The following is an 18840-nucleotide window of genomic DNA, read 5'->3' on the forward strand; positions in this document are numbered from 1 at the left end:
CGTGTCCAATGTGGACGTCATCCGCGCGCACTACGCCGCCAGCGACGCCGGCGACCTGCCCGGCATGCTCGCCCCGCTCGGCCCCGGGACGACGTGGACCGAGGCGGCCGGGTTCCCCTACGCCGGCACCTACACCGGCCCGGACGAGGTGCGCGAGCACGTGTTCGAGGCCATCGGCCGGGATTGGGACGGCTACCGCTTCACCCTCGGCGACCTGCTCGACGCCGGGGACGCGGTGGTCGGCGTCGGCACCTACACCGGTACCCACCGCCGGACCGGCCGGTCCTTCACCGCCCGCGTCGCGCACCTGTGGCGCTTCGCGAGCGGCGAGGTCGTGTCCTTCGAGCAGATCGTCGACTCCGCGCCCGTCGTGGCCGCCCTCCGGGAGCAGCAATGAGAAAAACCCTGCCCGTACTCGCGATCGCCGTCCTGCTGGCGGCCGCTGGCTGCGCCGGTTCCGAAGCCGGCGCGAACGGCCCGATCGTGGTCGGTTCGGTCAATGCGCTGTCCGGCGCGGCCACCTTCCCGGAGGCGTCCCAGGCCGCGAAAGCCGTGTTCGACGCGGCCAACGCGGCCGGCGGTGTCGGCGGCCGCAAGATCGAGTACAAGGCGATCGACGACAAGGGCGACCCGGCGGCCGCCGCGGCGGCCGCCCGCGAAGTGGTCGGCGGCGACCAGGCCGTCGCGCTCGTCGGTTCGTCGAGCCTGATCGAGTGCGAGATCAACGAGAAGTACTACGAGCAGCAGAAGATCCTGTCGATGCCGGGCGTCGGCGTCGACCCGGCGTGCTTCTCCAGCCCGAACATCGCGCCGGTCAACGTCGGCCCGTTCCACGACATGACGCTCACCCTGCTCTACGGCTCGGAAGTGCTGAAGCAGGACGACATCTGCGCGTTGCTGGAGATCGCCGGCAACACGCTGCCGGCGTACCAGGCGGCCATCGCGGAGTGGACGAAGATCACCGGCAAGAAGCTGAAGTACGTCGACTCGACCGTCCCCTATGGAGGGTCGGACTACACGCCCTACATCGTCAAGGCGCGGGCGGCGGGCTGCAAGGCGATCACCGTCAACCCGGTGGAACCGGACTCGATCGGCCAGCTCAAGGCCGCGCAGGCGCAGGGCTGGACCGACGTCACCTGGCTCCTGCTGACCAGCGTCTACAGCGAGAACTACGCCAAGGCGATCTCGAACGCGGGCGCCGGCGTGTACGTTCCGGCCGAGTTCTACCCGTTCACCGACGCGGCCGCCCCGGCCAACAAGGACTGGCGGGAGCTGATGGCGAAGAACGGGATCCCGCTGACGTCGTTCAGCCAGGGCGGCTACCTGGCGGCGAAGTACTTCCTCGCCGTGCTGCGCGGGATGAAGGGCGACATCACGCGCGAGACGGTGTCGAAGGCGCTGCGCGAGATGCAGCCGATCAGCGACCCGATGGTCGGCACGCCGTACGTGTTCGGGCCCGCGCAGGCACACCACGACAACACCGCGGGCTGGCCGATCAAGCTCGCCACCGGCGCCGGCAAGTGGGAGCTCGTGGCGCAGGACTGGCTCCGGATCCCCCAGCAGTAGGAGGACGTCGATGCTGCAGGGCGCTTTGGCCGGTCTGGCCGCCGGCGGGCTCTACGCGGTGCTCGCGGTGTGCCTGACCCTGATGTCGCGGCTGGTGCGGGTGGTCAACTTCGCCCAGTCCGCGACCGGGATGTTCGGCTGCTACGTCGCCGTCTTCCTCGCCGTCCACCTCGGTGTCCCGTCGTGGCTGGCCACCCTGGCTGGCATCCTGCTCGGCGGCGCGCTGAGCGCGGTGCTCGGCTGGATCGTCGCCACCTGGCTGGCCGAGGCCGACACCGGCACGCGCTCGGCGACGACGGTCGCGGTGCTCCTGCTGCTGATCTCGCTGGCGTTCATCCTGTTCGGGAACAAGCCGCAGCCGTTCCACCCGCTGCTGGCCGGGCCGGCGTTCACGATCGGCGGGGTGGTGGTCAGCCAGGTCACGGTGCTCACGGTCGCGCTGGCGGTCCTGGTCGCCCTCGCCTGCCGGGCGGTGCTGGCCCGGACAGCGCTGGGCGTGCGCCTGCGGGCCCTGTCGGAGCGCCCGACGACAGCGGAGCTGCTGGGCATCCCGGCCCGGCCGCTGTCGGTCGGGGTGTGGACGGCCACCGGGGTGATCGCGACCCTGGCGGTCTCGATCGTGGCGCCGTCGCAGTCGAACGACCCGACCTCGCTGGCGATGCTGGTCGTCCCGGCCGCGGCGGCGGCCCTGCTGGGCGGCTTCCGGCGGCTGGACCTGGCGGTGCTCGGCGGCCTGGTGCTGGGCATGGCCCAGGGCGCGGTCGCGCAGAGCGACCGGCTGTCGGTGCTGCGGTACTTCCTCCCGTTCCTGGTGATCGTGGCCCTGCTGCTGTGGACGCAGCGCAAGGAGGTGTGGGATGCGGCTCGCTGAGAGGCTCGTGCCGTTCGCCGTCGCCGCGGCGGCGGTCGCCGTCGGCTACGCGCTCAGCGTCGGGCTCGCCGGGTACTTCGTGTACCTCGGGGTCAGTGCCGTCGTCGCGGCCATCGCGCTGCTCGGGCTCGGGGTCGTCACCGGGACCGCCGGGATGATCTCGCTCTGCCAGCTGACCTTCGCCGCCGTCGGCGCGTTCGTCGTCTCCGCCTGCAACGTGGCCGGCGTGCCCGGCGGGTTCGGCACCTGGCTGCTGCTCGGCGGTCTCGCCGCCGCCGTGGCCGGGGTGCTCGTCGGGCTGCCCGCGCTGCGGCTGCGGGGCATCACCCTCGCCGTCGTCACCCTCGGGCTCGCCGCGGCCGCCGATCTCACGCTCGTGCAGATTCAATTCCCCGGCGCCACCGAAGGTCTCTCCGTCGAGCGGCCCGAAGCGTTCTCCGACGACCGCTCCTACTTCCTGTTCGCCGTGCTGGTGCTCGTCGCCTGCGGGCTGGTCGTGCACTTCCTGCGGCGCGGGCGGTGGGGCAGCAGCTGGCACCTCGTGGCCTTCTCCGAGCGCGGGACCGCGGCGGTCGGCGCGGGCGTGCGGACGTCGAAGCTCACCGCCTTCGCGGTCAGCGCCGCCCTCGGCGGGATCAGCGGCGGCCTGCTCACCGGCCAGGTCGGACTGGCCTTCCCGGCCAGTTTCACCGCCATCCAGTCCCTCGCGCTGTACGTGCTGGCCATCATGTCCGGCGCGCACCTGATCGACATGGCCGTGTTCGGCGCGCTGCTCTGGGTCGCCGTGCCCGAGCTGCTCAAACGCTGGGGCGTGCCGCAGGACTGGGGTTTCGTCGTCTTCGGCGTGCTCGGCGTCCAGGCCCTGACCGGCCGCGGCAACCTCGGCACCGCCGTGCGGGCCCTGTGGTACCGCCGCCGCTCCGGCCGGACCGCCGGGGTCGGGCTCACCGAACCCGTCCCCGACGTCGCGCCGCTACCACCCGGCGACCCGGTGCTCGAGGTCCGCGGGCTGAGCGTCTCCTTCGGGCACGTCACCGCGTTGTCCGAAGTGGACATCACGGTGCCGGAACACGGGATCCTCGGCGTGATCGGCCCGAACGGCGCCGGGAAGTCCACTTTGGTCGACGCGATCAGCGGCTTCCTGCCCCGGGCCACCGGCACCGCCACCCTCGGCGGACGGCCGCTCACCGGATCGCCGGCCCGGCGGGCCCGTGCCGGCCTGCGGCGGACGTTCCAGCAGGACCGCGTCCCGCCCGGCCTCACCGTCGGCGCCTACGTCCGGTTCGTCGCCCGGCGGCGGCTCACCGGCCGCGAGCTCGACGGCGCGCTGGTGTTCTTCGGCTGCCCGGCGGCGCGGACGCCGCTGTCGCGGGTCGACGCGGGCGCGCGGCGGCTCGTCGAGGTGGTCGGGCACCTGCTCGCGAAGCCGCGGGTGCTGCTGCTCGACGAACCCGCCGCCGGCTTGCCGCACGAGGAGCACGTGGCGTTCGGGCGGCGGCTGCGGCAGGTGCCCGCGCGGTTCGGGGTGTCGGTGCTGCTCATCGAGCACGACCTCGACCTCGTCCGGTCGGTCTGCGACACGCTCACCGTGCTCGACTTCGGCCGGGTGCTGGCGAGCGGGCCGCAGGCCGACGTCCTGGCCGATCCGGCCGTGCTGAAGGCGTACATGGGCGAAACGGAGCTGCTGTGAACGCGTTGCGAGTCCACGGGCTGACGGTGACGCGCGGGGCCGGCCCGGTCATCCGCGACGTCGACCTGGTCCTCGAACCGGGCCGGATCACGGCGCTGTTCGGGCCCAACGGCGCCGGGAAGACGAGCCTGCTGGAGGCGGTGTCGGGCGTGGTGGCGCCGTCGGCGGGCAGCGTCCACCTGGGCGGGGTGAACGTCACCCGGCATTCCCGGGTGGCGCGGGCCCGGCTCGGACTGGCCCACATCGAACAGGGCCGCGCGGTGTTCCCCGGCCTGACGGTGCTGGAGAACCTCCGCCTGACCGCCCGCACGCCCGCGGTCGTCGACGAGGTCCTCGAGCTGTTCCCCGAGCTGGCGAAGCGGCGCGACTCCCCCGCGGCCCTGCTGTCCGGCGGCGAGCAGCAGATGGTCGTGCTGGCGCGGGCGTTCGCCACGCGCCCGGCGTACCTGCTCATCGACGAGATGTCGCTGGGCCTGGCGCCGGTGGTCTTCACCCGCCTGCTGCCGGTCGTGACGCGGTTCGCGGCCGAGGGTGCGGCGATCCTGCTGGTGGAGCAGTTCACCCACCTGGCACTCGGCGTCGCGCAGGAGGCGGTGGTGGTCTCGTCGGGCCGCGTCACCTACACCGGTGACGCCCGGACCCTCCTCGACTCCCCCGCCACCCTGCACTCCGCCTACCTCGGGTCCTGACTCACATCCCGGCGCGCTCGAAGGCCAGGGTCGGCAGGTCCACGGCGTGGGCCCCGCCGTCGGCGACGATCACCGCGCCGGTGATGTACGACGACTCCGCCGAGCCCAGGAACCGGACGATCGCCGCGATCTCCCCGGGCTCGGCGGGGCGGCGCAGCGGGACCTCGGCCGTCACGCGGCGGTAGCCCTCGTCGTGGCCGCCGGTGAAGCCAGCCGCCGCGGCGAACTGGTCCATCTCGCCGTCCGCCATCGGGGTTCGGACCCAGCCGGGGCACACCGCGTTCGCCCGCACCCCGCGCGGCCCGAAGTCGCGGGCGATCGAGCGCGTCAGGCCGATGAGCGCGTGCTTCGCCACCGTGTAGCCGGCGACGTTCGGCCCGGCGAACAACCCGGCCAGCGACGACACCACGACCACCTGCCCGCCCGTCTCGACCAGCGACGGCAGCGCGGCCCGGCAGAACACGAACGCGCTGGAGAGGTTCGAGCGCAGGGCCAGTTCCCACTCGTCGTCGCCGGTGTCGACCACCGACGACAGGCCATGGCCGCCGGCGTTGGCCACCACGACGTCCAGCCGTCCGTACTTGCCGATGATCTCGGCGACGGCGCTTTCGGCGTCTTCGCGGACGCTCGCGTCACCGGTGATGACGTGCGCGCCGGTTTCCGCGGCCACCTCCTCGAGGGGTTCGCGACGCCGGCCCAGCACGACCACGCGCGCGCCTTCGCCCGCGTACCGGCGGGCCACCGCCGCGCCGATGCCCGTGCCGCCGCCGGTGATCGCGACGACCTTGCCTGATGAGTCCACTCTGGATCCTCTCTTAAGCGGGGAACGCCGAACGCGCCGACATCCCGAAGTCGGCCAGCAGGGCCTGGCCGTTGACCGGCCGCGAAGCCGGGGACGCGAGGAACAGCACCTGCCGGGCGACATCGACGGCCGCCTGCACCGGGAACGCCGGGTCGTCCAGGAGGGCGCCGAGGTCGGCGCGCGCCATCGGCGTGTCCACCACCGACGGGCAGACGCAGTTGACCCGGATGCCCGGCACCTCGACGGCCAGCGCGCGGGTCATCGCGACCACCGCGCCCTTGGACGCGCAGTAGGGCACCATGCCCGGCGCCGCCGTGAACGCCGAGTCACTGCCGAGCAGGACCACCGCGCCGCCCTCGTCCAGCCACGGCAGCGCGTGCTTGACCAGCAGGAACTGCCCGGTGACGTTCACCGCGAGCACCCGGGCGACGTCGGCGGCCGTGGTCGCGGACAGCGGGGTGCCGACCGGGCCGGAGATCCCGGCGCAGCCGACCACGGCGTCGAGGCCGCCGAAGTCACGGGCCACCGCGTCGACCGCGGCGGCCAGCGCGGGTTCGTCGGTGACGTCCGCTTCGACGACGCCGGGACCGGCCCGGCGGTCGACGACGCCGACGCGCGCGCCCTCGGCGCGGAACGCCTCGGCGCAGGCCAGGCCGATGCCGGACGCGCCGCCGGTCACCAGCACCGCCTTCCCGGCGAGTTCGGTTCGCATGCGCCCATCCTGACCGCGGGCGGCCGCCGGGCGGTTGGCCGCGAGCGCAGCGTTGTTGTCCGGCGCCGCAGGGCCGATGGCGCGCACGGCGCACGGGGCCGAGACTCGTCAGGGTGAGCACGCCGCACCCCCTCGACCCGCTGACCGCCGCCGAGCTGTCCGCCGGCCGCGCGATCCTCGCCGCGGCCGGGCTGGCCGGCGCCACGATCCGGGTCCCGCAGGTCCTGCCGGTCGAACCCGCCAAGGCGGAGGTGCGCGCCGGCGGTGGCGACCGCCGGATCCGGTACACGCTCCTCGACACCGCCACCGGCCGCGCCGGCGAGGCCGTCGTCTCGGTGACCGGGGGCGAGCTGGTGTCCTGGGACGACTGGGCCGAGGCCGACGGACAGCCGTCGTACCTGTTCGAGGAGTACGCGCTGGCCGAACGGCTGACGAAGGCGTCGGCGCAGTGGCAGGCCGCGATGGCCCGGCGCGGCCTCGCCGACCGGATCGAGCACGCCTTCTGCGCACCGCTCGCACCCGGCTACTTCGGGCGCGAGGACGAGACCGGCCGCGTCATGCGTTCCCTGACCTTCCTGCGGGAAGACGCCGGCGACAGCCCGTGGGCGCACCCGGTCGAAGGCCTGGTCGTGCACCTGAACCTGACCGAGCAGCGCGTGCTGCGCGTCGAGGACGAGGGGGACGTCCCGGTGCCCGCCGAGAGCGGGCGGTACACCGGCGTCCCGGCACGGACGACGCTCAAGCCGGTCGAGATCACCCAGCCCGCCGGGCCGAGCTTCACCGTCGAGGGCGCCGAGGTGAGCTGGGAGGGCTGGCGGCTGCGCATCGGGTTCAACGCCCGCGAAGGGCTGACGCTGCACCAGGTCGGCTTCCAGGACCGGCCGGTCCTGTACCGGGCGTCCGTCCCGGAGATGGTGGTCCCGTACGGGGACGTCGCACCCGGCCGGTTCTGGATCAGCTACTTCGACGCCGGCGAGTACCAGTTCGGCAAGAACGGCAACGACCTGCGCCTGGGCTGCGACTGCGTCGGCGAGATCCGCTACTTCCCGGCCTGGGTGGCCGACGACCGCGGCGAGCCGGTCGAGATCCCGCGCGCGGTCTGCCTGCACGAGGAAGACGACGGCATCCTCTGGAAGCACACCGACCTGGCCGGGCGGCCCGAGGTCCGGCGGTCGCGGCGGCTGGTGGTGTCGTCGATCTCCACCATCGGCAACTACGACTACGGCCACTACTGGTACTTCCACCTCGACGGCTCGATCGAGTTCGAGGCGAAGGCCACCGGCATCGTCTTCTGCGGCGCCGGGACACCGGGGCAGGACCAGCCGCACGCCACCGAGCTGGCGCCCGGCCTGTTCGCGCCGGTCCACCAGCACCTGTTCTGCGCGCGCCTCGACGTCGAGGTCGACGGCGACCGCACCAGCCTGCACGAAGTCGACGTCGAAGGCGTGCCGACCGGCCCGCGCAACCCGTACGGCAACGCGTTCACCTGGAAGACCACGCCGCTGCGGACCGAACGCGAGGCGATGCGCCGGGCCGACCCGGCCCGCGCCCGCGTCTGGGAGGTCCGCAGCGCGTCGCGGGTCAACCGGCTCGGCAAGCCGACCGCCTACCAGCTGGTGCCGCGGCCCTCGGCGACGCTGATGGCGCAGCCGGAGGCGACCGTGCACGCCCGCGCCACCTTCGCCACGCAGCACCTGTGGGCGACGCCGTACCGCGAGGACGAGCGGTTCCCGGCCGGCGACCGCCCCAACGCCCACCCCGGTGGCGCGGGCCTGCCGGCGTGGACGGCCGCCGACCGCGACCTCGTCGACACCGACCTCGTGCTGTGGCACGTGTTCGGCCCGACCCACGTGCCCCGCCCCGAAGACTGGCCGGTGATGCCGGTCGACCGCTCCGGGTTCCTGTTCCGGCCGTCCGGGTTCCTCGACCGCAACCCCGCGCTCGACCTCCCGGCCGGCGACCACTGCGCACATTGAGGACACGATGACCCTTTCGGACACCTCCACCTGGCTGCCGCTCGACGGCCTCGCCCCCGGCTTCGACGCCGACAAGGCGCCGGTCGTCGACGACCTGCGCGGCCGCTCCTTCGTGCTGCGCGACGACGACGGCGGCCCCGGCCGGGTCGTCGACGCGGAGATCGCGGCCGGCGAGACGTTCCTCGTCGACGACGACCTCTACTACGTCCAGCACCACCCGTCGCCGGACGCGCGCGAGGCCGTGTCGCTCTTCCTGGACCTGCGGGACGGCCGGGCGCTGGTGGTCACCACGACGATCGGCGACCACGGCACCCCGCGCGTCACCCAGGAGTTCCGGCCCGCGACCATCGACGGCTTCGACGTCCGCGGCGAGCCGATGGCGCCGAGCACCGCCCTGATCGGGCGCCGGGTCCTGTGGGTCTACAGCCGCGAGCACGCCTACGAGCACGTCTACCTGAGCCCGCACTGGTACACCTGGCAGTGCCTCGCCGGGCCCGAGCGCGGCCTCGCCGACACCGACGAGAACACCGTCTACCGGCTGCGGCCCGGCATCCACGTCTTCACCTGGCGCGAGAAGGTCATCCCGTGCGCGTCGGTGACCGTCGCGGACCACCGCAACGCCCGCGCCCTGCGCTCGCACGGTGTCCTCTTCGGACTCGATGCCACCGGCGAGCGGCCGGCACACTTCACCTTCGGTGCGCACGGGCGGCTGCTGAGCACCACCGTCCACCCGGCCGGGTACGACCCGGCGGAGAGCTGACCGTGGCCGCCGACCTGGTGCTGGCGAACGCCGTCGTGTACACATTGGACAGCACGCGGCCCTGGGCGTCGTCGTTGGCCGTGACCGGCGGCAAGGTCGTCGACGACGTCGCCGGCCCGGGCACCGAGGTGCTCGACCTCGGTGGCGCGTTCGTCATGCCGGGGCTCGTGGACGTGCACAACCACCACGCGATGGCCGGACGGGCGGAGCTGTTCGAGCTCACCTTCGGCGCGGACGCCGGGATCGAGGACATCCTGGCCGCCGTCCGCGCGCGGGCCGCGTCGCTGGGACCGGACGAATGGCTCACCGGCGGCGCCTGGGCGTCCACCTTGGTCGCCGAGCTGTCGGTTCCGGCGGCCCGGCGGGCGCTGGACGAAGCCGCGGGCGGGCGCCCGGTGTCCCTGTCGGACGACAGCAGGCACAACCGCTGGGTGAGCAGCCGGGCACTGGAGCTGGCCGGGATCACCGCGGCGACACCGGACCCGCCGGGCGGGGTCGTCGTCCGCGACGGCGGCGAGCCGAGCGGGCTGCTGCTGGAGGCCGCCGGGGTGCTGGTCGAGCGCGTGATCGCCGGGCCGACCCCGGAGCAGCACCGGCGGGCGTCCCGGCGGGCGATCGAGGTGCTGCACGGCTTCGGCGTCACCGCGTTCCAGGACGCCGGGGTCTCGACCGACATCCTCGGCGCGCTCCGCTCGCTGGACCTGGCCGGCGAACTCGACGCCTGGGTGGTGTCGTCGTTGCTGGTCAACGACCCGATCTTCGGCTTCGACCCGGTCGGGGCGCCCCTGCTGGAGCTCGCCGGCGAGTACCGCACCGAGCACCACCGGCCGGACTTCGTGAAGATCTTCCTCGACGGCGTGCCGCCGACCCGCACGGCGGCGTTCCTGGAGCCGTACCTGCCCGACGAAACCCACGGCAGCTGCTTCCACGGCGCCACGACGATGCCCCCGGCCGAACTGACCGGCTGGCTCTTGAAGGCGGCGGCCGCGGGCTTCTCGGCGAAGGTCCACTGCACGGGCGACGCGTCGGTGCGGCAGTTCCTGGACGCGGTCGAGCAGGTGCGCGCGGCCGGGTACGCCGACACGCGGTTCCAGGTGGCGCACGGGCAGTTCGTGCACCCGGACGACCTCCCGCGGTTCGCCGAGCTGGGCGTCGCGGCGGACATCTCGCCGTTCCTGTGGGTGCCGGGGGTGATCCCGGAGGCGATCGCGGAGGTGCTGCCGCCCGCCCGGGCGGCGCGGATGCAGCCGAACCGCACGTTGCTGGACACCGGCGCACTGGTGGCGGGCGGCTCGGACTGGCCGGTGAGCGAGTCGCCGAACGCCTGGGAGGGCATCGCGGGCCTGGTGACGCGTGCGGACCCGCACGGACGTCGGCCGGGGGCGCTCTGGCCGGAGCAGGCGATCACCCTGGCCGAGGCGATCGAGGCGTTCACCCTGGGCGGCGCCCGGGCGTGCGGCCTGGACGACGTGACGGGCGCGCTGACCCCGGGCCGGTCGGCGGACTTCGTGGTCCTGGACCGCAATCCCTTCCGGACGGCGGAGGTAGCCGGGACGAAAGTCGTGGAGACGTGGTTCGCCGGCCGGCGCGTATTCCGGCGCTGACCCCGTCCCGCACCCAGAGGGTCGGCTTGCGTACCCAAAGGGTCGGCTTGCGTACCTAGAGAGTCGGCTCGCGTACCTAGAGGGTCGGCTTGCGTATCCGGCGAACCGACCTGCTGGGTACGCAGGCCGACCGTTTCGGTACGCAAGCCGACCGGCTGGGTACGCGAGCCGACCGGTGGGGTGCGCGGGCGCTGACCCCGGTACTGTTCGCGCGCACACTTTCTCCTACACTGGTAGAGAAACCAGTGCGGGAGGTGCCGGGTGCCCAAGATCATCGACCACGACCAGCGGCGCAGCGACATCGTCGACGTCACCTGGGACCTGATCGTGCGGGGCGGGATCGAAGCCGCCACCATGCGGGAGATCGCCGCCGCCGCCGGGTTCGCCAACGGGGCGCTCAAGCTGTACTTCCCCAGCAAGGAAGACATCATCGCGGCCACCTACGAGCGGGCCCTGGACATGATGCGCCAATACGTCGAACTCGACGGTCTGCGGGGGCTCACCGCGCTGCGCGAGATCTGCGTGTCGTCCATGCCCATCGACGAAGAGCGGATCACCGCCGGGCGGGTGCTGCTCGTCTTCTGGCAGATGTCGCTGGGCAACCAGCGGATGCACGACAAGTACCTCGAGCACGTCCGCGAATGGCGTGGGCTGCTGCACCGCTTCCTCGCCGAGGGCCGCGAAGACGGCGACATCGTCACCGAAACCCCCGACGAGCAGATCGTCGACGAGATCGTCCTGCTCAACGCCGGCGCCAACGTGATGAGCCTGGTGGCGGGTGAGTTCTCCACGATCGACCTCCAGCACCGGCACCTGGAGTCCCTCCTGGACCGCCTCACCCGCCCCTGACCTCAGGCGAAGATCCCCCGCAGGTACGCGGCCACTTCCGCGTGCGAGCGCGCCGACGCGAGCAGGTCCGTGTACAACCCGTAGAAACCGTGGATCTGCCCGGCGTACCGGTGCCGGTCCACCGCCACCCCGGCCTCCGCCAGCCGGCGGGCGAACGCCTCCCCCTCGTCACGCAGGACGTCGTACTCCGCCGTCAGCACCAGCGCCGGCGGCAGGCCCGTGAGGTCACCGGCCCGCGACGGCAGCACGTAGGGGTCGTCGAACGAAGGCGGGGCGTACTGGGCGAAGAAGAACCGCATCGCGTCGGCCGTCATGCCGTAGCCGGTCGCGAAGTCCACATAGGACGCGTGGCCGTCGTCGGGGTGGCCGAACACCGGGCAGACCAGCACCTGCGCCGCGATCGGCGGGCCGCCGCGGTCGCGGGCCATCAGGGAGACCACTGTGGACAGATTGCCGCCGGCGCTCTCGCCGCCGATCGCGATCCGGGACGGCGAAACCGCCGGGCCGGCGCCGCCCGCCGCCAGCCATTCCAGCACCGCGTAGCAGTCCGCGGGCGCCGCCGGGTACGGGTCCTCCGGCGCGAGGCGGTACTCGACGGCCGCGACCGCGACCGACGCCGCCGCGCACACCGCGCGGGAGGCGACCTCGTTCTCGTCGATCGAGCCGATCGTCCAGCCACCGCCGTGGATCCACACGAACACCGGCACCGGGCCGGGCGCGTCCGGCAGGTACAGCCGGACGCGCAGGTCACCGCCCGGGCCGGGCACGGCCACCTCGGTCACCGAAGCCACCGGCGCCACCGGGCCGGGCTCCGGCCGCGCCGCCGCGAACGCCGCCCGCAGCTCGGCGGCCGTCATCGGGCGGGCGGGCCCGTCGGGGCTGCGGGCCAGCAGTTCCCGCACCGCGGGGTCGAGACCCATGGTCACACCGCCTCCGCGACGAGCACCCGCGGCGAACCCGGCAGCGTGAGCCGGTCCACCGGGCGCCACCCGGCCCCGGCCAGCCAGCCCCGGACGTCCCGCTCGGGGTACACCACCGTCCCGTCGATGACCAGGTACTCCCCCGCGTGCAGCGCGTCCAGCGCCCGCGGCGAGTCGTCCTCGTCGAGGAAGAAGTCCAGCAGCAGCAGCCGGGCGCCCGGCGCCGCCGCGGCCCGCGCGTGCCGCAGGATGGCCCGGTTCTCGTCGACGGAGAACCGGTGGACCACGTGGTTGACCATGACGAGGTCGAACTCGCCACCGGGTTCGGCGTCCGGGGTCGCCGCGCCGGTGACGGTCGTCCGGCCGGCGAACTCCGCGACGGCCGCGGTGACCGAGTCCACCGACCTCGGGTCGTAGACGAAGGTCGCCCGCAGGACGTCGTTCGCCTGGAGGGCCTGCAGCGCGAACTCGGCGGAAAGGCCGCCCAGGTCCAGGAGGCTCTTGTACCCCCCGAAGTCGAAGTTGCGCGCCAGCATGCGCGCGTGCAGGGCGTTGTACACCATGACCCCGCCAAGGAAGGTCGTCCAGCGGTCGCCGTCGAGGTCGAGGTCGCCGGGCTCGCCGGTGTCGGTGGTGTGCGCGAACTGCAGCCAGTGCGGGTAGCTGATGGTCTCGAGGAAGGTCAGGAACGGGGCGAGATCCAGACCTTCCCCGCCGAGGTATTCGGCCGTGTCGGGGGTGAGCGCGTAGCGACCGTCCACGCGGGACAGCAGGCCGCGCGCGGCGAGGGCATCGCCGAGGATCCGGACGATCTTCTCCGGCTTGCCGGTGCGCTCGGCCAGCTCGACCGGGCCGAGCGGGCCGGCCGCCAGCGCCGGGAACAGGCCGATCCGGTTGGCGGCGAAGAGCTGCTGGGCGGCCATGTAGCCGGTGGCGGTTTCCACGATCTTCTCGGGCGCGGCGGGGGTGGGCGTCACGTCGTCCTCCTTGTGTTCGACCCGGACACTCTACATGCGTAGATAAAAGAGTCCAGAGCCGAATTTCCCCGCACAGCAACAAAAACCCGTGATATTTCAACTTCCTACGTTTGTAGAATAAAACCATTGACACGACCACCGGCCAGTGTCAACATGCGTAGAACTACCCCTGCCGGTGCCCGGCAGTCCGGCCCGCCCTCATCAAGCGGGCGCGAGGAAGGGGAACCCATGACGCTGCTCGAAATCCGGGAGCTCACCGTCGGCGTCGTCACCGACGACACCGAACGCGAACTCGTGCGGGAGCTCTCCCTCGATCTCGGGCAAGGGCGGACGCTCTGCGTGGTCGGCGAGTCCGGCAGCGGCAAGACCGTGACCGCCCTGTCCATCATCCGCCTGCTCGAATTCGTCGCCCCCGTGCGCACCCGCGGCGAAATCGCCTTCGACGGCGTGGACCTGGCGAAGCTGCCCGCCGACGCGATGCGTGCCTACCGCGGGCCGCGGATCGGCATGGTCTTCCAGGAGGCCCTCGACTCGCTGAACCCGAGCCGCCGCGTCGGCCACCAGCTGGCCGAGGCCTACCGCGAACCCGGGTCGCTGCCCGGCCAGGCCGCCCGCCGCGGCAGCCCGCTGCGCAAGCGGGCCGAAGCCAAGGCGAAGCGGCTGCTGACCGAGGTCGGCCTCACCGACACCGACCGGATCCTGCGGCTGTACCCGCACCAGATGTCCGGCGGCATGCAGCAGCGCGTGATGATCGCGCTGGCCCTGATGGCCGACCCGGACCTGCTGATCGCCGACGAGCCGACCACCGCGCTCGACGTCACCACGCAGGCGGAGATCCTCACGCTCTTCGACCGCGTGCGCCGCGACCACGGCACCGCCTGCGTGTTCATCACCCACGACATGGGCGTGGCCGCGCAGGTCGCCGACCGGATCGCGGTGATGTACCGCGGCCGCCTGGTCGAGGTGGGCTCGCGCGACGAGGTCTTGACGCGGCCGAAGCACCCGTACACCCGGGCGCTGCTCGGCTGCGTGCCGCAGCTCGGCGTCGACCGCCGCGACGGGTTCCCCACCATCTCCCCCGCCCTGCTCGAATCCGTCATGGCGGGCGAAGCGACCGAAGCCGTCGAAACCCGGACGCTGAAGCCACATCCGCGAAAAGACCACGACGGGTCGCCGCTGCGCATCACCGCGGTGTCCAAAGTGTACGGCCGGAAAGGACACCGGGTCGAAGCGGTGCGGGAGGTCTCCCTGGAGATCCCGCCCGGCGAATTCTTCGGCCTGGTCGGCGAATCCGGCTCCGGCAAGTCCACCCTCGGCCGGCTGGTGAGCGCGCTGGAACCGCCGACGTCCGGCACGATCGTCTTCGGGGCGCACGGGATCACGCCCGGCGGGCTGACGGGCGACGAGCGGGCGTTCCGCCGCCGCGTCCAGCTCATCTTCCAGGACCCGCAGAGCTCCCTGGACCCCCGGCACACCGCCGCGCGGATCATCGCCGAGCCGCTGAAGGAACTGACCCCGCTGCGCGGCGCCGAGCTGGACCGCCGCGTAGCCGACCTCATCGACGAGGTCGGCCTGCCGAAGGACACCGCCGGGAAGCTGCCGTCGCAGCTGTCCGGCGGGCAACGGCAGCGCGTCTCCATCGCGCGGGCGATCGCCGCCGGGCCCGAGCTGATCGTCGCCGACGAGCCGACGTCGGCCCTCGACGTCTCGGTGCAGGGCCAGGTCATGAACCTGCTGCTGGACCTGCGCCGCACCCGCACGCTCAGCCTGCTGTTCATCACCCACAACCTCAGCCTCGTGCTGTCGGTCGCCGACCGCGTCGGCGTGATGTACCGCGGCGAGCTGATCGAAACCGGGACACCCGACGAGATCCGGCTCTCCCCGCGGCACTACTACACCCGGCGGCTGCTCGCCGCCAACCCCGACCTGCCCGCCCTCCCCCACACAGGATCGACGCGCCCATGAAGAGAACTCCCCTGCTCGCCGCCCTCGCCGCCGCGGCCACCCTGCTCGCCGGCTGCATGGGCAGCGCCGGCACGACCCCGGCCGCCGACGGGCCGCCGGTCCGCGGCGGCAACCTCACCGTCGCCGTCCCCACCGATCCGCAGTCGCTCGACATGGTCGCCAACCCCGGCCAGGTGACCGCGCAGATCGGCAACATGATGTACGAGAAGCTGTTCGAAGTCGACCAGCACTTCGTCGCCCGGCCGATGCTCGTCGACACGTACACGACCAGCCCGGACCGGCTCGCCTACACCTTCAAGCTGCGCCAGGGTGTCACGTTCCAGGACGGCAACCCGCTGACCGCGGACGACGTCGTCGCGAGCCTGCAGCGCTGGCAGAAGAGCCACCGCACCGGGCAGCTCGTCACGCCGGACATCGCCGCCATCACCGCGCCCGACAAGGCGACGGTGACCATCGACCTCAAGCGGCCGCGCTACCCGCTGATCGACGAGCTGGCCGGCGCGGGCACCGAGATCTACGAGGCGAAGAACCTTTCCGGCCTGCCCGCCACCGGGTTCGGCCAGGACAAGGCGATCGGCACCGGCCCGTACAAGCTGAAGAGCTGGGACATCGGCCAGCAGCTGGTGCTCCAGCGCTACGACGGCTACCGGTCGCGGTCCGAAGAGGACTGGGGTGGCCAGGCCGGCGCGAAGCACGCCTACCTCGACACCGTCACCTACAAGGTCGTCGGCGACCAGGACGCGCTGATCAACGGCCTGCAGACCGGCCAGTGGGACCACGCGATGCCGGCCAACGACCAGTACGAGCAGCTCAAGGCCAACCCGAACCTGGTGGTGCACCACCTGCCCGGCGGCAACGAGAACGTCGTCATCCCCAACTTCCACCCCGGCTCGAAGTTCGCCGACCCCCGGGCCCGCCAGGCGCTGAACCTGCTGCTGGACAAGCCCGCGATCAACGCGGCGACCGGCGGCAGCAAGGACCTGACCATCGAGACGGGCGCGTTCGCCTCGCCGGACAACAAGGCGTCCTACTCGACCGCCGGTGAGTCCGTCTACCGGGAACACGACCCGGCCCGCGCGAAGCAGCTGCTCGCCGACGCCGGCGTCACCGCCGGCGCGACGATCCACATCGTCACCACCAACTCCTATCCCGAGTTCGGCAAGTGGGCCGTGCTCATCCAGGACGCGCTCGGCAAGATCGGGCTGCAGACCAAGATCGACACCTTCGACTTCGCCACCATGCTCGGCACCCTCACCAAGGACCCGGGCGGCTGGGACATCACGACGCTGTTCTTCGACTCGTCGCTGACCTCGCCCGCCCAGATGCCGGCGCTCACCCTCGGCACGCTGAACGGCTCGTCGTCGCCGGAGCTCGACGGGCTGCTGGCCGAGTTCAACGCCTCGACCACGCCCGAGCAGGCCAAGGCCGTCATCGACAAGCTCCAGGCGTTCACCTGGAAGCAGCTGTCGGTGATCACGCTGAGCCAGTCGAAGCTCTGGGCGGCCTACACCCCGCGGCTCAAGGGCTACGGCGACTTCTACCGGGTGTTCTGGAACTCCTGGCTGGCGGCATGACCGGGGTGCTGCTGCGCCGGCTGCGCGATCTGGTGATCATCCTGGTCATCGTCGGCACCATGATGTTCTTCGTCATCCGGCTGATCCCGGGCGACCCGGCCCAGGCCATCCTCGGCCCGACCGCGCGCCCGGCCGACGTCGCCGCGCTGCGCACGAGCCTGGGTCTCGACGGCTCGCTCTGGCAGCAGTACCTGAGCTGGGCCGGGCACGTGCTGCAGGGCGACTTCGGCACGTCGATCACCTACCACCAGCCGGTGCTCGGCGTCGTCGCCGCGCACATCGTGCCGACGCTGACGCTCGCCGTGCTCTCGACGGTGATCAGCTTCGTCCTCTCGGTGGCGATCACCTCGTGGCAGGCGGTGTCACCGCGCAACCCGGTGGCCCGCACGCTCGACCGGCTGTCCTCGCTCGGGATGGCGATGCCGGACTTCTGGATCTCGCTGGTGCTAGTGCTGGTGTTCTCGGTGACGCTGCGGTGGTTCCCGTCCAGCGGCTACCACGACCTGCTCACCGACCCGGTGGCCGCGGTGCCGGCGCTGGTGCTGCCGGTGACCGTGCTCGTCATCGGGCAGACGGCGCTGTTCGTGCTCACCCTGCGCGAGAGCGTGCTCGGCGAGCTGCCGCTGGCCTACCTGCGGACCGCGCGCGTCAAGGGCCTGCCGGAGCGGCGGGTCATGCTGAAGCACGTCCTGCCGAACGCGCTGATGCCGCTGGTGACGCAGCTGGGCAGCAACTTCGCCATGCTCGTCGGCGGCATCGTCATCATCGAGTCGATCTTCGTGGTGCCCGGCCTCGGGCACCTGCTGATGGGGGCGGTGTCCACCCGCGACTTCCCGCTCATCCAGGGCGTGACGTTGTTCGTCGCGGTGCTGTTCGTGGTGGTCAACCTGCTGGTCGACCTCTCGTACGCGCTGCTCGACCCGAAGGTGCGTGTCGCATGAGCCTCGCCGTCGCCGAACCCGCCACCTCGGTGGACGCTCCCCCGCCGCGGCGCGCGGCCCGGGTGTTCCGGCGCAACCGGACCCTCGTCGTGTGCTCGGTCCTGCTCGGCCTGGTCGTGCTGGCCGTGGTCGTGCTGCCGTTCTTCCTGCCGAGTGTCAGCGCGACCGATCCGGTGCACCGCCTGCTGCCGCCGTCGGGCGCGCACCCGCTCGGCACCGATTCCTTCGGCCGGGACGTCTTCACCCGGCTGGTGTCCGGCGGCCGCGCGTCGCTCGGGCTGTCGGCGCTGATCACGCTGTGCGCGGCCTGCTCCGGCATGGTGATCGGCCTGGTCAGCGGCTTCTACCGGGCCGCCGACGCGGTCCTGATGCGGCTGATGGACGCGTGGATGTCGTTCCCGGCGATCATCCTGGCGATGGCACTGGCCATCGCGCTGGGCGCGAGCATCTGGACCGAGCTGATCGCGCTGACGGTGATCTTCACGCCGTTCACCGCCCGGGTGATCCGCAGCCGCGTGCTCGGCATCGCCGGGCGGCAGTACATCGGCGCCGCCCGCGTGTCCGGGATGAGCCGCGGCAAGATCCTGCTGGTGCACGTGTTCCCCAACGTGCTGCCGCTGGCGCTGGTCCAGGTCGTCATCCTGGCCGCGGCCGCGATGCTCGTCGACGGCGCCATGAGCTTCCTCGGCCTCGGCATCGCCCCGCCCACGCCGACCTGGGGCAACATGATCGCCGAGGGCCGGTCGTACCTGGTCACCGCGCCGTGGCTGGTCGTCGTGCCCGGCGTGACGATCATGGCCTGCGTGCTGCTGCTCAACCTCATCGGCTCCGCGCTGCGGATCGCTGTCGACACCCGTGCCCGCACGCTTGGCGAGCTGCAGCGCCTGCGCCGGGCCTCGTGAGAAGGGACCTCCTTGACGCTCACCTCCCTCGCCGTGCGCCGG

17 protein-coding genes are annotated in these 18840 nt (G+C 72.4%); 13 read left to right on the forward strand and 4 right to left on the reverse strand.

Annotated elements, in window-relative coordinates:
- Nucleotide 1: 1 nt before the first annotated feature.
- From HUT10_RS07815 to HUT10_RS07835, 5 genes are read left to right on the forward strand one after another with little or no spacing between them, the layout of a single operon-like run.
- Nucleotides 2–397, forward strand: coding sequence for a nuclear transport factor 2 family protein (locus HUT10_RS07815; protein ID WP_176170553.1), 396 nt, complete (start codon nucleotides 2–4; stop codon nucleotides 395–397).
- Entirely contained in the window at nucleotides 394–1566 is a 1173-nt protein-coding gene (locus HUT10_RS07820; protein ID WP_176170554.1) for an ABC transporter substrate-binding protein, read from the forward strand. Before HUT10_RS07815 ends, HUT10_RS07820 begins: the two co-directional genes overlap by 4 nt.
- Before the next feature lie 10 nt (nucleotides 1567–1576).
- On the forward strand, nucleotides 1577–2437 hold the full coding sequence (locus HUT10_RS07825; RefSeq protein WP_176170555.1) for a branched-chain amino acid ABC transporter permease: 861 nt from the start codon (nucleotides 1577–1579) through the stop codon (nucleotides 2435–2437).
- Nucleotides 2424–4127, forward strand: coding sequence for an ATP-binding cassette domain-containing protein (locus HUT10_RS07830; protein WP_176170556.1), 1704 nt, complete (start codon nucleotides 2424–2426; stop codon nucleotides 4125–4127). The genes HUT10_RS07825 and HUT10_RS07830 overlap by 14 nt, the downstream gene beginning before the upstream one ends.
- Entirely contained in the window at nucleotides 4124–4816 is a 693-nt protein-coding gene (locus HUT10_RS07835) for an ABC transporter ATP-binding protein (RefSeq protein WP_176170557.1), read from the forward strand. Before HUT10_RS07830 ends, HUT10_RS07835 begins: the two co-directional genes overlap by 4 nt.
- 1 nt (nucleotide 4817) lies before the next feature.
- On the opposite strand, the gene HUT10_RS07840 is transcribed toward HUT10_RS07835, so the two are convergent.
- Both HUT10_RS07840 and HUT10_RS07845 read right to left on the reverse strand, forming a co-directional pair.
- A complete protein-coding gene (locus tag HUT10_RS07840; protein WP_176170558.1) occupies nucleotides 4818–5618 on the reverse strand; it encodes an SDR family NAD(P)-dependent oxidoreductase in 801 nt (266 codons plus the stop codon).
- Nucleotides 5619–5631: 13 nt separating this feature from the next.
- A complete protein-coding gene (locus HUT10_RS07845) occupies nucleotides 5632–6330 on the reverse strand; it encodes an SDR family NAD(P)-dependent oxidoreductase (protein ID WP_176170559.1) in 699 nt (232 codons plus the stop codon).
- A 113-nt stretch (nucleotides 6331–6443) separates the two neighbouring features.
- Between HUT10_RS07845 and HUT10_RS07850 the strand changes: the two genes are divergently transcribed.
- From HUT10_RS07850 to HUT10_RS07865, 4 genes are all read left to right on the forward strand, one after another.
- Nucleotides 6444–8306 (forward strand): primary-amine oxidase, encoded by a 1863-nt coding sequence (locus HUT10_RS07850; RefSeq protein ID WP_176170560.1) that lies wholly within the window; start codon nucleotides 6444–6446, stop codon nucleotides 8304–8306.
- A gap of 7 nt (nucleotides 8307–8313) precedes the next feature.
- Nucleotides 8314–9066, forward strand: coding sequence for a MoaF C-terminal domain-containing protein (locus HUT10_RS07855; RefSeq protein WP_176170561.1), 753 nt, complete (start codon nucleotides 8314–8316; stop codon nucleotides 9064–9066).
- A 2-nt stretch (nucleotides 9067–9068) separates the two neighbouring features.
- Nucleotides 9069–10670: an amidohydrolase gene (locus tag HUT10_RS07860; protein WP_176170562.1), complete on the forward strand. Its 1602-nt coding sequence runs from the start codon at nucleotides 9069–9071 to the stop codon at nucleotides 10668–10670.
- A 261-nt stretch (nucleotides 10671–10931) separates the two neighbouring features.
- A complete protein-coding gene (locus tag HUT10_RS07865) occupies nucleotides 10932–11519 on the forward strand; it encodes a TetR/AcrR family transcriptional regulator (protein WP_176170563.1) in 588 nt (195 codons plus the stop codon).
- 2 nt (nucleotides 11520–11521) lie between these two features.
- Here the strand turns inward: HUT10_RS07865 and HUT10_RS07870 are convergent, their stop codons facing one another.
- Complete coding sequence (locus HUT10_RS07870; protein ID WP_254896748.1) at nucleotides 11522–12439, reverse strand: alpha/beta hydrolase; 918 nt, start codon at nucleotides 12437–12439, stop codon at nucleotides 11522–11524.
- Nucleotides 12440–12441: 2 nt separating this feature from the next.
- On the reverse strand, nucleotides 12442–13416 hold the full coding sequence (locus tag HUT10_RS07875) for a methyltransferase domain-containing protein (RefSeq protein ID WP_303246946.1): 975 nt from the start codon (nucleotides 13414–13416) through the stop codon (nucleotides 12442–12444).
- A gap of 228 nt (nucleotides 13417–13644) precedes the next feature.
- Here HUT10_RS07875 and HUT10_RS07880 point away from each other — a divergent pair, with 228 nt between their 5' ends.
- From HUT10_RS07880 to HUT10_RS07895, 4 genes are read left to right on the forward strand one after another with little or no spacing between them, the layout of a single operon-like run.
- Entirely contained in the window at nucleotides 13645–15381 is a 1737-nt protein-coding gene (locus HUT10_RS07880) for an ABC transporter ATP-binding protein (RefSeq protein ID WP_176170565.1), read from the forward strand.
- Nucleotides 15378–16955, forward strand: a complete 1578-nt coding sequence (locus tag HUT10_RS07885; protein ID WP_176170566.1) for an ABC transporter substrate-binding protein — start codon at nucleotides 15378–15380, stop codon at nucleotides 16953–16955. The genes HUT10_RS07880 and HUT10_RS07885 overlap by 4 nt, the downstream gene beginning before the upstream one ends.
- The gene (locus HUT10_RS07890) at nucleotides 16952–17896 is read left to right on the forward strand and encodes an ABC transporter permease (RefSeq protein ID WP_176170567.1); all 945 of its coding nucleotides are present in this window, start codon (nucleotides 16952–16954) and stop codon (nucleotides 17894–17896) included. The genes HUT10_RS07885 and HUT10_RS07890 overlap by 4 nt, the downstream gene beginning before the upstream one ends.
- Entirely contained in the window at nucleotides 17893–18798 is a 906-nt protein-coding gene (locus tag HUT10_RS07895) for an ABC transporter permease (protein ID WP_176170568.1), read from the forward strand. Before HUT10_RS07890 ends, HUT10_RS07895 begins: the two co-directional genes overlap by 4 nt.
- Nucleotides 18799–18840 lie beyond the last annotated feature (42 nt).

Source organism: Amycolatopsis sp. Hca4 (assembly GCF_013364075.1).
Taxonomy (GTDB): Bacteria; Actinomycetota; Actinomycetes; order Mycobacteriales; family Pseudonocardiaceae; genus Amycolatopsis.